This window comes from Ruegeria sp. C12 (assembly GCF_056537745.1).
On record NZ_JBQFSA010000017.1, the window covers coordinates 1 to 17,629 of the forward strand.

General features: G+C 55.2%; 14 protein-coding genes and 2 pseudogenes. 15 read left to right on the plus strand and 1 reads right to left on the minus strand.

What is annotated here, in order from left to right; translation table 11 throughout:
- Positions 1 to 1,110 (minus strand): IS3 family transposase gene (locus ACR0C9_RS21575; protein WP_480782024.1). Its coding sequence is split into 2 segments (ribosomal slippage), with 1,111 coding nucleotides annotated over them: positions 1 to 861 and positions 861 to 1,110; the frame shifts between segments, so codons are not numbered across the junction. This gene is flagged as partial in the annotation.
- A gap of 140 nt (positions 1,111 to 1,250) precedes the next feature.
- On the opposite strand from ACR0C9_RS21575, the gene ACR0C9_RS21580 reads away from it, so the two are divergent.
- The 15 genes and pseudogenes from ACR0C9_RS21580 to ACR0C9_RS21650 all read left to right on the plus strand — a co-directional run bounded on the left by ACR0C9_RS21580 (position 1,251) and on the right by ACR0C9_RS21650 (position 17,488).
- Positions 1,251 to 1,511, plus strand: coding sequence for a MarR family winged helix-turn-helix transcriptional regulator (locus ACR0C9_RS21580; RefSeq protein WP_480782025.1), 261 nt, complete (start codon positions 1,251 to 1,253; stop codon positions 1,509 to 1,511).
- A 164-nt stretch (positions 1,512 to 1,675) separates the two neighbouring features.
- Positions 1,676 to 2,173: a MarR family winged helix-turn-helix transcriptional regulator gene (locus tag ACR0C9_RS21585; RefSeq protein WP_480782026.1), complete on the plus strand. Its 498-nt coding sequence runs from the start codon at positions 1,676 to 1,678 to the stop codon at positions 2,171 to 2,173.
- 413 nt (positions 2,174 to 2,586) lie between these two features.
- Positions 2,587 to 2,901 (plus strand): hypothetical protein, encoded by a 315-nt coding sequence (locus tag ACR0C9_RS21590; RefSeq protein ID WP_480782027.1) that lies wholly within the window; start codon positions 2,587 to 2,589, stop codon positions 2,899 to 2,901.
- Between the two features lie 166 nt (positions 2,902 to 3,067).
- A pseudogene (gene dctP / locus ACR0C9_RS21595) lies at positions 3,068 to 3,634 on the plus strand (TRAP transporter substrate-binding protein DctP); the annotation flags it as partial.
- Positions 3,635 to 3,706: 72 nt separating this feature from the next.
- On the plus strand, positions 3,707 to 4,186 hold the full coding sequence (locus ACR0C9_RS21600; RefSeq protein ID WP_480782028.1) for a TRAP transporter small permease: 480 nt from the start codon (positions 3,707 to 3,709) through the stop codon (positions 4,184 to 4,186).
- A gap of 1 nt (position 4,187) precedes the next feature.
- Complete coding sequence (locus ACR0C9_RS21605; RefSeq protein ID WP_480782029.1) at positions 4,188 to 5,465, plus strand: TRAP transporter large permease; 1,278 nt, start codon at positions 4,188 to 4,190, stop codon at positions 5,463 to 5,465.
- 326 nt (positions 5,466 to 5,791) lie between these two features.
- Positions 5,792 to 5,887, plus strand: a pseudogene (locus ACR0C9_RS21610) (ion channel); the annotation flags it as partial.
- Positions 5,888 to 6,139: 252 nt separating this feature from the next.
- Entirely contained in the window at positions 6,140 to 6,763 is a 624-nt protein-coding gene (locus tag ACR0C9_RS21615; protein ID WP_480782037.1) for an NAD-binding protein, read from the plus strand.
- A gap of 55 nt (positions 6,764 to 6,818) precedes the next feature.
- On the plus strand, positions 6,819 to 7,712 hold the full coding sequence (locus ACR0C9_RS21620; RefSeq protein WP_480782030.1) for an NAD(P)-dependent oxidoreductase: 894 nt from the start codon (positions 6,819 to 6,821) through the stop codon (positions 7,710 to 7,712).
- Positions 7,713 to 7,725: 13 nt separating this feature from the next.
- Positions 7,726 to 8,496: a 2-oxo-tetronate isomerase gene (gene otnI / locus ACR0C9_RS21625; protein ID WP_480782031.1), complete on the plus strand. Its 771-nt coding sequence runs from the start codon at positions 7,726 to 7,728 to the stop codon at positions 8,494 to 8,496.
- Positions 8,497 to 8,621: 125 nt separating this feature from the next.
- Entirely contained in the window at positions 8,622 to 8,768 is a 147-nt protein-coding gene (locus ACR0C9_RS21630; RefSeq protein ID WP_480782032.1) for a hypothetical protein, read from the plus strand.
- Positions 8,769 to 9,237: 469 nt separating this feature from the next.
- Positions 9,238 to 15,744 carry an autotransporter outer membrane beta-barrel domain-containing protein gene (locus ACR0C9_RS21635; protein WP_480782033.1) on the plus strand — a complete coding sequence of 2,169 codons (6,507 nt, stop codon included), beginning with the start codon at positions 9,238 to 9,240 and terminating at the stop codon, positions 15,742 to 15,744.
- Positions 15,745 to 15,748: 4 nt separating this feature from the next.
- Positions 15,749 to 16,282, plus strand: coding sequence for an invasion associated locus B family protein (locus tag ACR0C9_RS21640; RefSeq protein WP_480782034.1), 534 nt, complete (start codon positions 15,749 to 15,751; stop codon positions 16,280 to 16,282).
- 6 nt (positions 16,283 to 16,288) lie between these two features.
- Entirely contained in the window at positions 16,289 to 16,399 is a 111-nt protein-coding gene (locus ACR0C9_RS21645) for a helix-turn-helix domain-containing protein (protein ID WP_480782035.1), read from the plus strand.
- 12 nt (positions 16,400 to 16,411) lie between these two features.
- Positions 16,412 to 17,488 (plus strand): Hint domain-containing protein, encoded by a 1,077-nt coding sequence (locus ACR0C9_RS21650; RefSeq protein WP_480782036.1) that lies wholly within the window; start codon positions 16,412 to 16,414, stop codon positions 17,486 to 17,488.
- The last annotated feature ends 141 nt before the right edge of the window (positions 17,489 to 17,629 follow it).

The window sequence follows — 17,629 nt, forward strand, 5'->3', positions numbered from 1 at the left end:
GGGCAAGCGCGTCGGGCGCGGAGCCCTCCAATTGCTCAAGCGTCCGACGCGCTTCTGCTGGTGTTTGGTTGCCGAGCGATGAGTGCGGCCTGACGTTGTTGTAGTCATATCGCCAGAGCGCCAGCTTTCGCCGCGCATCTTCCAGACTGTCGAACATCTCCTCGTTCAGCAACTCGTCCCGGAGGCTACCATTGAATGACTCGATGAAGGCGTTCTGTTGAGGCTTTCCCGGATCGATGTAGTGCCACTCGACGTCGTTGTCGTTGGCCCATTTCAGGATCGCCCGGCTGGTGAACTCTGCCCCATTGTCGCTGACAATGCTGGCAGGCATGCCGTAGATCCGGACAAGCGCATCCAGCTCTCGCGCGACACGGGTGCCGGATATGCTGGTGTCAGCTATCAAGCAGAGGTTCTCGCTGCAGCAATCATCATTGACCGCCAGGATGCGGAACCTGCGCGACGCTCCGAACGTGTCGGACAGGAAGTCCAGAGACCAGCGTTCACCAGGTCTCAACGCTTGAGGCATCGGCGTCCGCGACTCACGAGCCCGTTTGCGGCCCCTTCGCCGCCTGACGCCCAGCTTCTCCTCGGTATAAAGCCGATAGAGTTTCTTGTGGTTCATAGTCATCCCTTTACGCTCCAGCATCACCCCGATCCGGCGATAGCCAAACCGGCGCCGCTTGGCAGCTATGGCCTTCATCTCTGCTCTGATCTCTGGGTTGTCAGGCGGGCGTTCGCGCCTGACCGTCTTGGGGTCGACACCGACAAGCCGACAGGCCCGACGCTGCGAGATACTGTGATCCCGCATCGCCCTGAGCGCTGCCTCTCGCCGCTCGTTCGGCGTCGTCAGTTCTTTCCCAGAAGATCCTTCAGAACAGCATTGTCCAGCATCGTATCGGCCAGCAGACGCTTAAGCCTGGCATTCTCGTCTTCCATCGCCTTCAGCTTCGCGACATCAGATACCTCCATGCCGCCGAACTTCGACTTGTATTTGTAGAACGTGCCCTGGCTGAGACCGTGCTTGCGACAAACCTCCGCTGTCGGCATTCCCGCTTCCTGTTCCTTGATCATCCCGATGATCTGCGCATCGGTGAAACGGCTCTTTCGCATTCGTTTGCTCCTTCAAAAGGTTGAGCAAACTCTACATCAGAACGAGGGAAGTTTCGGGGGGCAGGTCATGGTGAGGATAACTAGGGGCAAGAATGGGTAGTCCAGGAGACAAACTGGATACTGGCGTCGTCGAGACATCCATGAGCTTTCTGCTGCGGCGTTCATCGCAGCGGTTCAAAGATGCCATCACTCCTGTTTTGAAGGAAAAGGGCTTGTCTGCCTTGGAATTTACAACCTTGAGCTTGATACAAGTGAATGACGCCTGCATTCTTCGAACCCTTGCGGATGCAATCGGCGCAGAACCCCCTGCGATGAACCGCATCATAAACAGCCTAGAAGAGAAAAACTCGCATCCAGACACAAGTGCCACAAAGATGCGCGCTATACATTTTTCAAGCTAACAGAATCCGGCAGGAACTGTTTGCGGGATGTAACCGCCTGTGTTAAGAGCGCCGAGAATGAAGTATTACAAACTTTGACGGATCGTGAGAGAGGTAATTTGGTTCAGTACCTTCAAAAGTTTCTTTGACCCGTTTGACCCTTTTCTTAATAACAAATAGCCTAAATGAGTGAGTTGATCCACGGAATCGGGCGATTGTCGGGAAGAGCAGCAAGGGGGATATGGGTGAGTGGTCCAGGAGATAAGCTCAGTACGAATGAGGCCGAGACGTCAATCGGTTTCCTTCTGCGGCGTGCGTCACAGCGGTGCAAGGATGTCACCGTACCGGTGCTGAAGAAGAATGGTCTTGCTACTCATGAACTGACAACTCTCAACATGATCCATATCAATGATTTTTGTATCCTGAGAACCCTGTCGGAGGGAGTTGGGGTAGAACCTCCAGCTATGAACCGCATTATGAATAGCCTCGAAGAAAAGAAATTAGTGTGCAGGCGGAAGGATATTGAGGACATGCGCTTCACGTATTTTGAGCTTACAGATTCTGGTGTCGAACTGGTTGAGAAAGCGACCCCTGAGGTGCAAGAAGCAGAAAACAGCGTGCTGTCAGCGTTGGCGGAAGACGAACGGCAGCAACTATTTTCAGCACTAAAAAAACTTCTTTGAAACTGACAAGTGGATTCAGTCGCCAGAGGATAGAGAGTGCGTCCATAGTTTCGATCGCCTGAGAAGGCTCAGGCAATTGTGAAAAGATCTCTCCATCTGTTTCCTCGGCACGCCATACACTTCGTATGCAATAGGTTTTAGCTACTCGGTCATCAGGACTTTGGAGCGAATGCCGTCGCTGCAGGTCAAGCCGGTGCCAGCTGAGGGGGAGCGCTGGAAGAGTGAGTGGCGCCTGCAGCGACATCTATTAATAAATACAATTGCGTCAAGCAATGAAAGGGGAAATTATGGTTCCCCTTTGGCCTTGTTGCACAAATCAGGCTTTGACCGGAGTTCCCCTTTGGGACTGTTCCGAAGTTGGGGGGTTACGTTTAGGTCAGGAGATGGTGTGAATCTATTTTGGGGCAATAGTTATGGGTTGGCGGATTTGTTTGTGTGATGATGGTGTCGAACCGGGCGACGACATAATCGACGTTTACAATATTGGTGAAGTGTCTACCCCAGAGTTGATTGGTGATGTGGGATTGGACCTGACGACGGCTCGCGATCTGTTGGGAAATTTGCAATCTGCTATTGCTGCGCTTCAAGAGGAACGTTTGCGTGCAGGGGCGCTTGCGCAAGCGCGCAGTTCGCCGGGCGTTGAACTGAAAGATTATCGTCAACGCAAAATCCAGACTCTCTTCGGACTTCGGTCGCTTGTTTGCCATTCGTGGTCCTCCGTTTCCTAAACATAACGGTGGACCAGTTCAGTTGGGGAGGCTCAAAAGTGCTTGAGAAAACTGCGGGAATACACCCAAAGCCCAACTGTTCGACTAGTAAATTATGTTGCACGACATCAACGGCACTCTCGAAAGGGATTTGTTGGCCGCATGACACGAAGACGCCTCCGGCAGCAAGGTTGTTGCGCTGACCTATTTTGGGCAACGCCATGTCACTGCGATCGAACCGCTACTGACTCCCGCCGACTTCGAAGGCGTAAAGATGCGTGTTCCACCGGTGCCGATCTATATGGTCTTCCCGGATGCAGCAGGTGCGAACTCTACACCCGTCAACTTTTCGGAACTTTATCTGGCGCTGCAACAAGGCGTTGTCGTCGCTCAGGAAAACCCATTGCCGACCATTCAGGCCAAAAAGTTCTATGAGGTTCAGACGGACATCATGCTGACCGGCCACATGACGGACGGGTATTACACCCTGATCGGCGGACCAACTTGGGGGCGCTTGTCCGAAGAAGACCAAGGCATCATCAGCGAGGTCCTGCAAGAAGCCGCAGCTGGCGCGTCTGCGGACATCATTCAGTCTGAAAAGGACCTGGTCGGCTGGTTTCGCGACAAGGGTATCAATGTGCATGAGCTTGACCGGCAGCCATTCATCGACGTCGTTAAGCCGACGATCTTGACCGGTGACTGGCCATGGGAAGCCCGCCACATCGAAGACCTGCTGGCATTGGGTGCAAACTGAATTCGAGACTGGCCCGTGCTGCGATTGCCGCACGGGCCGCTCGTTTCGTCCCTTGGGCAAAGTGAGGACCAGATGCAACTCCTAAACAAGCTCCAGATCATTGCTATGTGCCTCACGTTGTGGGCGCTGTTCCTGATTGTCGGTCTACAGTTCTTCACCCGCTACGTGCTCAATGACTCTCTAGGCTGGACCGAAGAGGTCGCACGGATGTTCCTGATTGTCCTCACCTATATCGGCGCGGTGGTTTGTGCCCAAAGAGACAGCCACATCAAAGTGGACCTCATTCTCGATATGCTCCCTGTCAGAATGAAGGCTGTGCTAGTGCGCAGCTTTGACATGATATCAGCGGTCTTCTTCCTGTTCCTCAGTTGGACGGCGGTGCGTTTTGCCAATGTCACCAGCCTGAAGATGAGCAGTATGCCTGTTCCCAAGAGCATCCTGTTTTGGATCTGCGCCGTCGCGCTATTGCTGATGGCGCTGCACTACCTGTTGCACGCGATCAAGAAAAAAGACGGCGACGACGACACCGAAAATAGAAACCTGGGGATCTGACATGGCTGCTTCAATTCTCATTATCGCTGTGACTCTGATGATCGTCATCGGAATCCCTGTCGCCGTGGCGATGGCTCTGGGCTCCGTCGTTTTTGTTCTGGCGAAGGGCATTCCAAGTCTGGTCATCATCCAGAAGATGGTCAGTGGCATCGACAGCTTCCCGCTTCTGGCCATTCCGTTTTTTATCCTGGCAGGCGCGTTGATGAATTCGTCCGCAATCACCGATCGAATATTCACCTTCGCCTCGCATCTTTTCGCCTGGGCGCGTGGCGGCATCTGCTACGTCAACATCGCGGCCAGTGTCATCTTCGCTGGTATGAGCGGCGCGGCGGTTGCCGACGCAGGCGGCCTTGGCGCTATCGAGATCAAGGCCATGCGGGACCGTGGATACGGCGACCGCCTGTCAGTCGGCTTGACGGCAGCCAGTTCAATTATTGGCCCGCTCATTCCGCCGTCCCTGCCGATGATCATCTTTGGCTTTGTTGCAGATGTATCCATCGGAAAGCTGTTTGTCGCCGGTTTCTTGCCCGGCATTATCATGGCGATCGCGCTGACAATCATGGTCCGCTGGATCGCAGCGCGAAACGACCTGCCAAAGGACGGAAATTTTTCTTGGTGCACGGTCAGCAAGTCTTTCAACAAGGCTATCCTGTCGCTGTTAACCCCGGTAATCATCGTCGGTGGCATATTGGGCGGGATATTCACGCCGACTGAAGCCGCGATTGCGGCGGCGGCCTATGCTCTCATACTGGGACTGTTCGTATATCGAACACTTGGGCCCAAGGAAATCTGGACGGCTACAAAAGATTCAGCCGAAATGACAGCATCGATCTTGTTCATCGTCAGCGCGGCAGCACTATTCGCCTGGATCATAACAACCGAGCGTGTCGCGCAAGGGTTCTCCGAAGCCTTGTTTGGCGTCACCGACAACGTCATCATTATTTTGTTGTTGATCAACCTGCTGCTGATTATCGTGGGCTGCTTTCTGGACGCCATTGCCGCGATCACCATCCTAACGCCAATTTTGATGCCGGTCGCCGCGGCAGCCGGCGTGGACCCAACACAGTTTGGTGTGATCATGGTCCTCAACTTGATGATAGGGCTGCTCTCTCCACCGCTTGGGATCGTCCTATATGTGCTGAGTACAGTCAGCGGGGTGTCTATGAATGACACCATCATGGGCACGCTCCCGTTCATGGTGCCCCTGATCGCCACGTTATTGATCGTGACGTTCGTGCCGGCAGCATCACTGTGGTTGCCCTCGGTCCTGGGCTATTGAGGTTCCGCAGCATCTCGTTGTTCGGCAAACCGCCGAAGATGGCATGGTCGCGAACGGCTTGGTAATGTGTCTCCGAGCAAAAAGCCCATCGCGACCTAAACGTCCCGAGAGAGGCATTTGGACTATCAATTATGAGAGATCGAAATAACGCTCGGACACGAAACACGATGGACCGATGAGGCTGATAGATGGGTGGTTTATTCTTCTTTTTCAGGTCTCTGAACTCAAGGGCTGAGCTCCGCCGCCTCCTGAACAGTGAACATGAACGGTCTCTGTTTCAGCTGGCGACATATCTTTGCATCGTTTTGACACTGCACACGATTGCGATGATTGGCCTCGAAGGCCTGTCCTTCGAACAGGCGGTTTGGTTGACCGCGACCACTGCCGTCACCGTTGGTTATGGCGATTTCGCGGCGCAAACGACGCTGGGGCGAATTGCAACGATCCTGCTCCTTTACGGAGGCGGCATATTCGTTCTGTTCCACGCCGCCGCCAACTATTTCGAATACCGGTTGTCCCGGCGAATGAAAATGATCCAGGGACGATGGAGCTGGAAAATGAAAGATCACATACTCATTCTGAACACGCCGCGGTTTAATACTGTCAACTATTTCCGTCGGTTGTGTGAAGAGTTTCAAAACACCTCCGCATTTTGCGGGCGGCCAATTCTAATTGTGACCGACAGGTACCCGGATGGATTGCCGGAAGAAATTCGCGATCTTGGGGTTGTCCACATCCACGCGCATTCCACGGATTCCACGGCCTTGGCAGGCGCAGGTGTTGCGGATGCTGCCGCGATTTTGGTCCTTGCCGAGGATGCTATAGACAAACGTTCTGATGCGACGACATTTGACATTCTGTACCGGCTCTCTGAGATTGGAACCGAGGCTAGCATTCTGGCCGAAGCAGTAGAAGATACAAACAAGTCTCGGCTGCGGTGTGCTGGTGCCAAAATGGTCCTGCGCCCGATAAGGTTTTACCCTGAAATCGTTGTGCGCGGTTTCGTTTGTCCGGGTGCAGAGGCTATCCTTGAAAACCTGTTCACAAATGTTGGTGAAGAGTGTCATGGATACAAAGTCGCCATCAAGGCCGAGCATTGGATAGATGTTGTTGTCGCCGTGTTGCGCGCGGGCCTGGGGACCGCGATCGGGTATCAGTCGCGCGCTGACGGTACGATCTCGACCAACCCCCCGGCAGAAGAGCCCGTCGATGCCTCGGCTTTGTTTTTGGTTGTCGACGAAGGCAATGTTCTCTCGAACGAGGATATGCAGGCGCGCCTCGCAGCGATCAGGATTTGACCCGGGCTGCGTTCAGTCATGTGGCTACTAATGAAACTTAGAAATGGAGTAAGGCATGCCGCTTTCAGGCACTAAGGTAGGTTTCATCGGCCTCGGCCTCATGGGCGCTCCGATGGCTGCAAATCTGTTGGCCGCAAACGCTCATCTGACAGTCTACTACCGTACCGTAGAAAAATCTGCTGGATTGGCAAAGGATGGGGCCATTGTTGCCACATGTCCAAAATCCGCAGCTGAGGGTGCGGGTTTCATCGTTCTATGTGTAAGCGATACACCCTCCCTTAAGGCGGTAATATGTGGCGAACACGGTGTGCTTCAGGGCCTTAAGTCCGGCGCGAGGGTGATCGATATGGGCACATCCGAAGTCAACGTGACGCGCCGATTGGCTGCTAAAGTCCAGGCTCTGGGTGGACGCTACATTGACGCGCCTGTGTCCGGTGGCGAGGTCGGGGCCATCGCCGGCTCGTTGTCAATCATGGCGGGCGGTGACCCCACTGATATCGACGCGGCAATGCAAATATTTAATGTGCTTGGTGCGGCACTGACCCATGTTGGTCCGGTCGGAACGGGACAGGCAGCAAAAGCCGCTAATCAGATCATTGTCGGAACCACAGTTAGTATTATTGCCGAATCCTTCGCGCTGGCCGCCGCTGCCGGGGCCGATATCGCGAGAGTTCGCGAGGCCTTGATGGGCGGATTTGCGAGCAGCCGCATTCTTGAACTGCACGGTCAGCGCATGATTGATGACGCGTTCATCCCAGGTGCCCGTGCAACCACACAGCTAAAAGACATGCGGCAAGCCATCAACCTTGCCAAGGAGGCTGACCTGTCGTTGCCACTTTTGTCCAAAAGCCACGCGCTTTGGGCCGACATGGTCGAGGCCGGGATGGGTGATCTAGATCAATCGGGCTATTTCGCTTTCGTGCGCGATACCAATAAATCGAAACCTTGATCAGGATCCTCCGATGCCGTTTAATTTCACCGCAAATCTTAGCTTCATGTTCACTGAATTGCCATTCCCAGATAGGTTTCAGGCCGCCAAAAATGCAGGGTTCCAGGGTGTAGAATTTCTGTTTCCCTATGATTACACACCTGCCGAGATTGCGGAATTCGTGCGAAGTGCAGGGCTGTCGCTCGTGCTGCACAACCTGCCGCCTGGCAATTGGGAGTCCGGCGATCGGGGCATCGCGGCCATCGCAGGCAGGCAACAGGAGTTTAGAAATTCCGTTGAAATAGCGCTTTCATATGCGGATGTAACAGGCCTGCGGCAGATGTATATAATGGCCGGGTGTGTCAACGACGCCGATCGAGACATCGCAAGAGACATCTATCTAGAAAACCTGAACCATGCGACGCGGCGCTTTTACGACACCGGAATCACTGCCTTAGTCGAGCCGATAAATGCAACAGATATGCCGGGATACCTCCTGAACCATCCTTACGAGGCGAGCCAATTAATCAACGAACTGGGTGCGCCCAATCTGAAGCTTCAGTTTGATTGCTACCACGCACAAATAATGGAAGGAGACGCCATTGGCGCACTGAGAGAACACTCCCCATACATCTCGCAAATTCAGGTTGCCAGCGTACCTGACCGGCACGAGCCGGATCACGGAGAGTGCGATTATACCTCTGTTTTTCGCGTTTTGGAGGAGGCAAGTTATGCTGGATGGGTGGGTTGCGAATATTATCCTACCGGTCGCACTGAAGACAGGTTGAATTGGCGTGAATGGTAGGCGAACTACCGGACAACTCGGATTTTTTAGGTTTAACGTGAGCTAGGCAGCACACCCATAAATTTCTTCTGTCTGCCAACGGCTTGTGATTCAACTCCCCTCAAACAACAGGCGGGAGCGGGAAAATGGCGCGTTCAGACACGAGTGATCTTGAGTGGGAATTCATCAAGGCGGTCTTGCTCAACAAGACGCGCGGCAAAAGCGCGTCGATGACCGTCGGGTGGCCGACTATTGCTCCGCTGCTTACAAAAGGGGGTAAACACGATAGCTGACAGTCTCAGACGGCTTCGGAAAGATGACAGCGGCTCGTGATGGGAGTGGTCGCACAAGCCAGATAACGTTAAGTGAATCGAGACGTCTATCATCCGCGCACTCGAAGCCGGTAGTCTGCAACCCCCACGCGATGACGGAGTGGGCTGGGATTTCGGGTTCACGGGATCTGCATCGCTGCGATCGCAATGCTCCGGTTATACCCACAGATATTTTAGTGCTGATTTATCACACGTCGCACCAAGTTGTAACATCTTCGCAAAAGCAATTGATTTAAGCAATTATTACCAATAAATTTACACACATGTAATGAAGTTCTGAAAGCTGAGGTTGACACGATCAAAGGCCACCGGCGGTCCGCAGAAGGATGCGACGATCAATGCCGGACAGCCCCACAGACACATCTCCGTTGGTTCCAGTCAAGACAAAGGTCAGGCCGGGTCAGGGATTTCTGGTTCAAGAGAGGTTTGAATGTATTTTCTTGGGTTTCTAGCTCAGGGTGGCAAAGATCCGTCGGTACCAGATAATCGTGCCGGGTGTTGTTCGAAACCCGGGCCTCACCCTGCATTCATCTCCGATTTCGGCCCCTTTAGCAGTGACATCGTTAGTGACGCAAATTCACTGTGTCGCGCGAGAAAAGATGGTATCCGGGATCGGATAAACGTCAACGTGCGGCACCTTTCCTCGACAAGCGGCCTCGCACTTGCCATCGCGTTGTTCACCGCACTGCCGGACATGGCCAGCGCTCAATGCCTGCTGAACGGAACCACGTCCACGAACACAGGAACCGCCGGTAACGATACCATGTTATGCGATCCCACGAACGATCCGGCCGGCGGAAACATCTCTACAGATCGTGGCAGCGACACGATTACAGTCGAAGGTGGGGTCACGACGGGCCATATCAACGCACGCGGGGGACGAAATGACCGCGCCAGTGACGTTATCACGGTGACGGATTCGACCGTCAATGGGTCCATTACTGCAACAGCTGGAGGCGGCAATCGGGTGACCGTAGAAGGGTCAACGGTGACTGGTATTGCCATTGTAAACGGATCACTTGTCATAAGAGATTCTGACGTAGCCAGTATTCGAGCAAAGAGCGTGAACATAACAAATTCCACGGTTGCAGGTACGATAGAAGGCCGCTTTGGCAGCAGTGGAAGGGAGAATATCAGGCTCACCAACTCAACGGTTACCGGTAATGTGGTCACATATGCCGGGACTGATACTATCACGCTGGATGGTTCCACGGTTGAGGGTTCTGTCTTCATGGCGGGGCCGGCTCCAAGCTTCAGAGCTGGTCAGGGGTCCAATTTCACAATGCTTGGCAATAGTCGGATCGAAGGAGATCTAAACGGCAGCAATGGTGGCGGAAATGGCGGAACCCGCGATCATCCGGACCGTGTCACGCTCGCCGGAGGCACGATTGTCGGAAACGTTCGCATGTTTCGTGCAAGAGACCAGCTGACCCTGAGCGGAACCACGGTGCTGGGCGATATCGACATGGGGGTTCACAACGATAGCTTTACTTGGACAGATGGGGCGATCGGGGGGCAGGTCTTGATGGGCGCCGACAACGACACCGTCACGGTCAGTCTGACAACCCGGGATGTCGATGCCATTCTCGACGGTGGAACAGGGTTTGACAGCTTCCGCGTGATTGACGCCACCACCAATGTTCAGCCAGCAACCATCCGCGGGTTTGAGCGGGCGCAATCAATCCGGTCGGTAGTGACGTTCGATACGTTAATGCTGAATGGTGTAGATACACCCGGCGACAACAATCTGGCAACGGATCTGGAGGTCACGCGCGGCGATGTCACTTTAGGTGGCGGGAGCGTGCTGACAAACCTGTTGGGGTCGCGCGACGCGGAAATTCTGCGGGTCACCGACGACACCGTTGTTTCAGGCTCGATCGAGGGTGCTGGCAATCGGGATACCATCGAGGTTCTGGGGAACGCGAGTGTGACCGTCGGTGTCTTCGGCGGCGGGGCTGGGCACAATGGCGGTGCTGATGCGGCGGATACGATCACCATCAACACTACGGGCTCGGTGGGAACCGTCGATGGTGGCGAGGGCTTGGATGCTATCAATCTTCTGTCGGGAACGGTGGGAACCGCTCTGGGCGGGACCGGCGACGATACGATCACGCTGGATGGCGCGACTATCTCTGGAATCATCGACGGTGGAGCCGACAATGACGCTTTCATCTGGTCTTCGGGCACGATGGCCGGCTTCCAGGGCGGCGACGGCTCCGACACGGCGACGGTGACGGCGGCGGAATACGATGGCACCCAGCTCCTCGATGGGGGCGATGATCTTGGCGTCGCGGACGGTTTCATCGACGTCCTGACCTTCGGCAACTTTTCGGGAGCGCTTAATGGTGCGACGCTTCTGAACTGGGAGGCCGTAGGCTTTGTCGCCGGGATCACCCAGCAGATCGATGACCTGGTCACGCTGCAGGTGCTGGCAAGCTGTGGCGGATCCACGATCCTGGGCGGCGCAAGCATGTCGGATGATGTCGATGGCTGCATCAGTGACGACACCATCGAGATCACCGGAACTACGGTCATCGCCGTCGATGTCGACGGGGCGGGCGGTTCTGATACGATCACGGTCTCGGGTGACGCCAGCGTCACGGGCGCGGTTCGCGGCGATGGCGAAGGGCAGGATGCCTCTGGCGCATTCGACGACGCCGACACGATCACGATCAGCACGACCGGCACGGTCGGATCGGTACATGGCGGGGTAGGCGGTGACACAGTCGTTCTTTCGGGTGGAACCATTGGGTCAGCCACCGGGGACGATGGCGCCGACCAGATTACGCTGGACGGTGCGACGGTTTCCGGCACGATCGACGGAGGCGCAGATGCAGACACGATCGCGCTGAATTCTGGATCAGTGGCCGATGTGATCGGTGGCACCGGCAACGATACGGTCACGCTGGACGGAGCAACGGTCCTGGGGACCATAGATACGGGTGACAATGTCGACACGGTGTCCCTGCTTTCGGGGTCAGTGAGCAGGGTCGATACGGGCGGCAGCGCGGATACAATCACGCTGGATGGTGCAGTGGTTGCGGGGACGGTTTTCGCAGGCGCTGGCGATGACCGCATGACCTGGTCTTCGGGCAACATGGCCGGGTTCAACGGGGGTGACGGATCGGACCTACTTACAGTGACTGCGTCGGAATACGACCTGAGCCAGATCCTCGATGGCGGTGACGATGCCAGTGTGGCCGACGGGTTCATTGATGAGTTGACGCTTGATGGCGTGAACGGAGATCTCACCGGAGGCAACCTGATCAATTGGGAGTTCATCCACCTTGTAAACGTCGTATCAGTTATCGACGACCTCATTACCCCAAACCTCACCACCTGCGGCGGATCTCTGGTGCTGGGCGGGGCCAGCATGGTGGATGATGTCGATGGCTGTATTCAGGCCGATGCGATAGAGATCACCGGCACCACGGTAATCGCCAACGATATCGACGGGGCGGGTGGTTCGGATACGATCACGATTTCCGGGGATGCCAGCGTCACCGGTGCGGTCCGGGGCGATGGCCCGGGGCAGGACGATTCCGCCGCGCAGGACGCGGCCGATATCATCACGATCAACACCACAGGCAGTGTCGGATCCGTTCATGGCGGACAGAGCGATGACCGTATTGACCTGCTGGCTGGCACTGTTGGAGCGGCATTCGGGGGATCCGGTGAAGACATCATGACCCTGGATGGGGCGACTGTGACAGGAAATTTTGATGCGGGTGACGATGCAGACACGGTCAATCTGCTTTCGGGCCTTGCCGATGGTGTGACCAGCGGGTCCGGTAACGACACGATCCTGCTGGATGGGGCGACGATTACCACTGACGTAAGGGGGGCAGCCGGCGAAGACCTCATCACAATCACGTCTGGCCTGGTCGAGCAGGACGTCTATCTTGGTACACTAGCCAACACCACTACCGATGAAGACACGTTGGTGATGACCGGTGGTACAATCTCCCGCAATATTCGCGGCGATCGCGGCGATGACAGGATCGCGCTGCGAGGTGGCGATCTCGGGCAGGATGTGCTCGCGAATTGGGGCGATGACACGGTTATCCTGAACGGCACCACGGTGGGCGGGAATATTGATACTGGCCGGGACGATGATACGATCGTTCTGTTGTCTGGGTCGGTGACCGACGTTTTTGGTGGAAATGACGAGGATGCGGTCACGCTCAACGGTGCGACGGTTGCTGGCGTTCTCAGTGCCGGGGACGGGATGGACCTCGTCACGGTGCTGTCAGGCTCGGTGGGTGGGGATATCCGTCTTGGCCGGGACGTCAGCACAGATGAAGATACGCTTCTGATGACGGGTGGCACGGTCGCCGGCGGTGTGCTTGGTGATCGTGGGAACGATACGATCACACTTGGCGGCGGCAGCGTGGCGCTTGATGTGAACGGCGGGTGGGGTGATGACGTCGTCACGCTGGAGGGCGCGGGAGTAGCGGGCGAGATTCTCGGTGCACTTGGCGATGACACCTTTGTCTGGTCCTCTGGCACGATGGCCGGGTTCAATGGAGGCGACGGGTCGGACATCGCAACGGTGACGGCGGCGGAATATGACGGATCGCAGATTCTGGATGGTGGCGACGATCTCGGCGTGGCGGACGGCTTCATTGACGTCCTGACTTTCGGTGAGTTTCAGGAAACACTGAATGGCGCAAACCTTCTGAACTGGGAGGCCGTGGGATTTGTTGCCGGAATCACTCAGGAGATGGAAGACCTGGTCACGCTGCAGGTGCAGGCAAGCTGTGGCGGATCCACGACCTTGAGCGGCGCAAGCATGTCGGATGATGTTGATGGCTGTATTGACGACGATACCATGGAGATCTCCGGCGCCACAGTGATTGCCAACGACATCGACGGGGCCGGCGGAGCGGACACAATCACTGTGTCCGGTGAGGCGTCGGTAGCCGGCGCTGTTCGTGGCGATGGCGACGGACAGGACGCATCTGCTACAGCGGATGCTGGCGACACTATCACGATAAGCACGACGGGTACTGTAGGCTCAGTGCATGGTGGCCTGGGCGGGGATACTATCGGTTTGTTGTCAGGGGCAATCGGAGCGGCCTCCGGGGACAGTGGCAGCGACACAATCACGCTGGACGGCGCGACCGTTGCGAGCGTCGTATCTGGCGGCAATGGGAACGATGCTTTCGCATGGGCCTCCGGAACGACGATCGGTTTCGACGGCGGCGATGGTTCGGACACTGCTACCGTGACCGCCACGGAGTATGATGGAACACAGGTTCTTGATGGCGGCGACGATACCGACGTAGCGGACGGCTTCATTGATGCGCTGATGCTGCAGGGTGTGAGTGTCACCGTAAATTCCGGTAGTGTCGTCAACTGGGAAGCCGTCACCGTTCTTGATGGTACAATCGATTTCGGACCTGACATGACCGTTGGCAGCGGACCGGGGTTGGGGTTGATTGCTGGAAGCGATGGCATCATCAGCAGTTCAGGAGATTTCGCCCTGACCGGTGATCTTGTGACACTTACAGGCGGCACCTACCAGAACCGATCCGGAGCGGCAGCTCTCATCGATATCGTGGGGAATATCCGCAATGCCGGAAGAATAAACATCCAGGATGGGGTCACCGGTGACAAGATCGCGGTGAGTGGCGACTATTCCGGTGGCGGCGCATTGCAGTTGGATGTCGATTTTTCCGGCGACACCGCCGATACGCTGGTGATCGCCGGTGATGTGGTTTCGGGAGGTACAACGATATTTGTTGCGGACATCTCATCTGGCGAAGCAAGCGGGAACGACATCTTGCTCATTGATGTTCAGGGAGCAACCAACGCCGGAGATTTCCAGCTCGCGAATGGGGAAGTGGATGTCAACGGTATGGTGTATGGATTGCACCTGGTTGGCTCTCAGTGGGTTTTACAGCTTGAACTGCTTCCAGCCAATGTCGTTTACGAGGTCTATCCGAGGACTCTTTTCGCTCTCAACAAATTGCAAGGGCACCACAGGCGCGTTCAGGGACGTACATGGCTGGCTGGCAGTGATCCATTGTGTGGTGAAGCCAGAGAGGAGATCTCCTCTCTGACCGACCCATTATGTCATGATGCCGGACTTTGGATGAAATTCACGGGTGCTGTGTCCGATCTCGATCCCGAATTCTCAACAACAGAAGTGGATTTTGGGACCTCCGACATCGATTACGACATGCATTCCACACGGTTTGAACTGGGCTTCGACACACTGCTTGGCGAATACAATCGTGGAAAGCTTGCCGGCGGTATCTGGGCCTTTTATGGATCTGCATCCTTGTCCGGTTCGTCGCCGGTCGCAAATGGCAATGTCGATACCGATGCCACTGGCGTTGGCGCAAGCCTGACCTGGTACGAGAACTCAGGCTTCTACGCCGACGCGCAGCTGCAATATACTAAATTCAAAAGCGACTTGTCGTCTGGTGGCACGCAGCAGGTATCGGACAACAAGGGTTCCGGTTACGCAGCATCGCTTGAGATCGGTAAGACCTTTGCATTGAACCCGTCTTTCTCACTAACGCCTGAGTTGCAGTACATGTATTACGATGTGGATTTTGACAGTTTCACCGGGGTGGGTGGCGAACCCGTCTACCTTGAAGACGGCAGCACTTCCGAGCTTCGGCTGGGTGGAACGCTGGAGTATCGACCTGACGCTACCGGAGCGAAGAACAACCGGGTTTATGCGACCGCCAACGTCTTTCATAAGTTTGATGCAACAACCATGGTCAATTCCGCAGGTTCACCCCTGATCAACAAGGCGCGCCCCTGGCGCGGCGAAATCGGCTTCGGCGGTTCGCACGAATGGATCGGGGCAAGTGGCGCACGCTCGGCAATCTATGGTGAGGTGACGGCCAGTTCTGAATTTGGTTCCGACTGGAACTCGGGCAGTGCCCTGAGCGGCAGCGTCGGATTCAAGATCGAGTTTTGAACAGATGCTCTATTCGGCTTCACTTTCTCACCGGCTTGGGCCCCTGCTTGCAGCGGCGGGACTTAGCGTCTCGGTTATAGCGACTTCTGCGCAGGAACCCAATTCTCTTTCAGAAACCTATGGCAGCTGGACGCTGCAGTGCAAGACTGTCGCTGCATCTGATAACAGCAGCTCTGATCGAATCTGTCAGGTATCGCAAGAGCTTATACAAGCCGAAACCGGGAACCGTGTAATTTCTGCTGCGTTTACTACAGATCCACCCAAGATCACGCTTATAACGCCATTTGGCTTGCTGTTCACAGAGGGAGTCAGGCTGTCTGTAGCTGAAAAGGACTTGCCAGTTGCTTCCTTCACGACATGTCTTTCCTCCATCGGCTGTATTGCAGAACGCCAGTTGAATGCCGAAGAGATGGTGAGTTTGCGGTCCTCTCAGACACTCACCCTTCTTATGGTGAGCCGAAATGGTCAGAAATTACAGGCAAACCTATCACTCGACGGTTTTCGCGATGCCTCCACGAGGTTGGCAAATCTTCGATAGTGACGCATGCACGATACCGGCGAGTACTCAATCAGAGACCTCGCGGAACTGTTCTCCGTTTCCAGGCTAACAGTCTACCGCACACTCACCCGAACCCAGACGACCAACGAACGATGAAGGTCATAACTAGTGCCTGATCCATTCTTCTCAGAACTCAAATACCTTGGTGGAGCCAATCTCGACTTCATTGAAGTTGCAGTTGATGCGGGCACCGACGTATCCAACCTCGTCGTCACCATCTATAATTCCAACGGGACCATCCGATCCTCAAATGCCGTTATGGGCCTTACCCCCACAACGGGTGCTGGGAAAGACATATACGTCATAGAACTTGGATCACCCGGCACATTCAATGGCCTTGCCTTGAGCAACGCTGTGTCATTGTCTGATAGCGGTATAGTTTATAGTTTTGTGTCCTTTAACGACACGGCGGCCGCCGTAACAGCGGTCGCTGGGCCAGCTTCCGGAATGACCTCCACAGAAATAGGAACTGCGGGCGCTGGATCATCTCTTGAGACAACTGATGGTGGCCTGACTTACCAGGTTCAAACCAATCCTGGTCCGGGAGCTGTTCCGTGCCTGACCGGGGGAACTATCGTTCAAACGAGCCAAGGTAGGATTCAGGTAGAAAACCTCACCAAAGGGATGGAAGTGACTACGCATTTAGGCGAGTCAAAGACGCTGAGGATTGTACTCCGGAAGAAAATCGGGGCACGTCAAATGCGAAAGAACCGAAAACTCTATCCAATTCGCATCTGTAAGGGGGCATTGGGCAGCAACCTGCCCGAACGCGATCTCTTGGTTTCGCGTCAGCACCGCATGCTGGTACAATCAAGGATTGCCGAACGCATGTTTGGGGTAACGGATGTTCTAATACCCGCCATCAAGCTGACAGAGCTACCGGGTATCTTCGTAGATGACACCGTCGAAGGCGTGGAGTATTTCCATCTGCTGTTTGATCAGCACGAGGTCATTTATGCCGAGGGTGCACCCACAGAAAGCTTTTTAACAGGGCCTGAAGCGCTGAAATCAATCAGCCCTGAGGCTAGAGAGGAAATCCTTGCAATCTTTCCCAAGGTAGCGGAGTTGGATTACGCCCCAGAGCCTGCTCTGTACCTACCCTCCGGCCAACAACAAAAGCAGCTCATCGCAAGACACCTAAAAAACAACAAGCCATGCCTTTCAGGCAATATGGTGAATTCATAGATGTTCTGAATTCTGGCCGGTCTTGATGAAGCTTCTGTCCTTTTGCACTAGGCTCAGGACTTCGGTAACGGGGGCAGTTCAGTCAAGCGCTTTCGTGCACTCAAATCGATCCGCCAAGGCGGTTCTGTTGGTTCAGTTTGA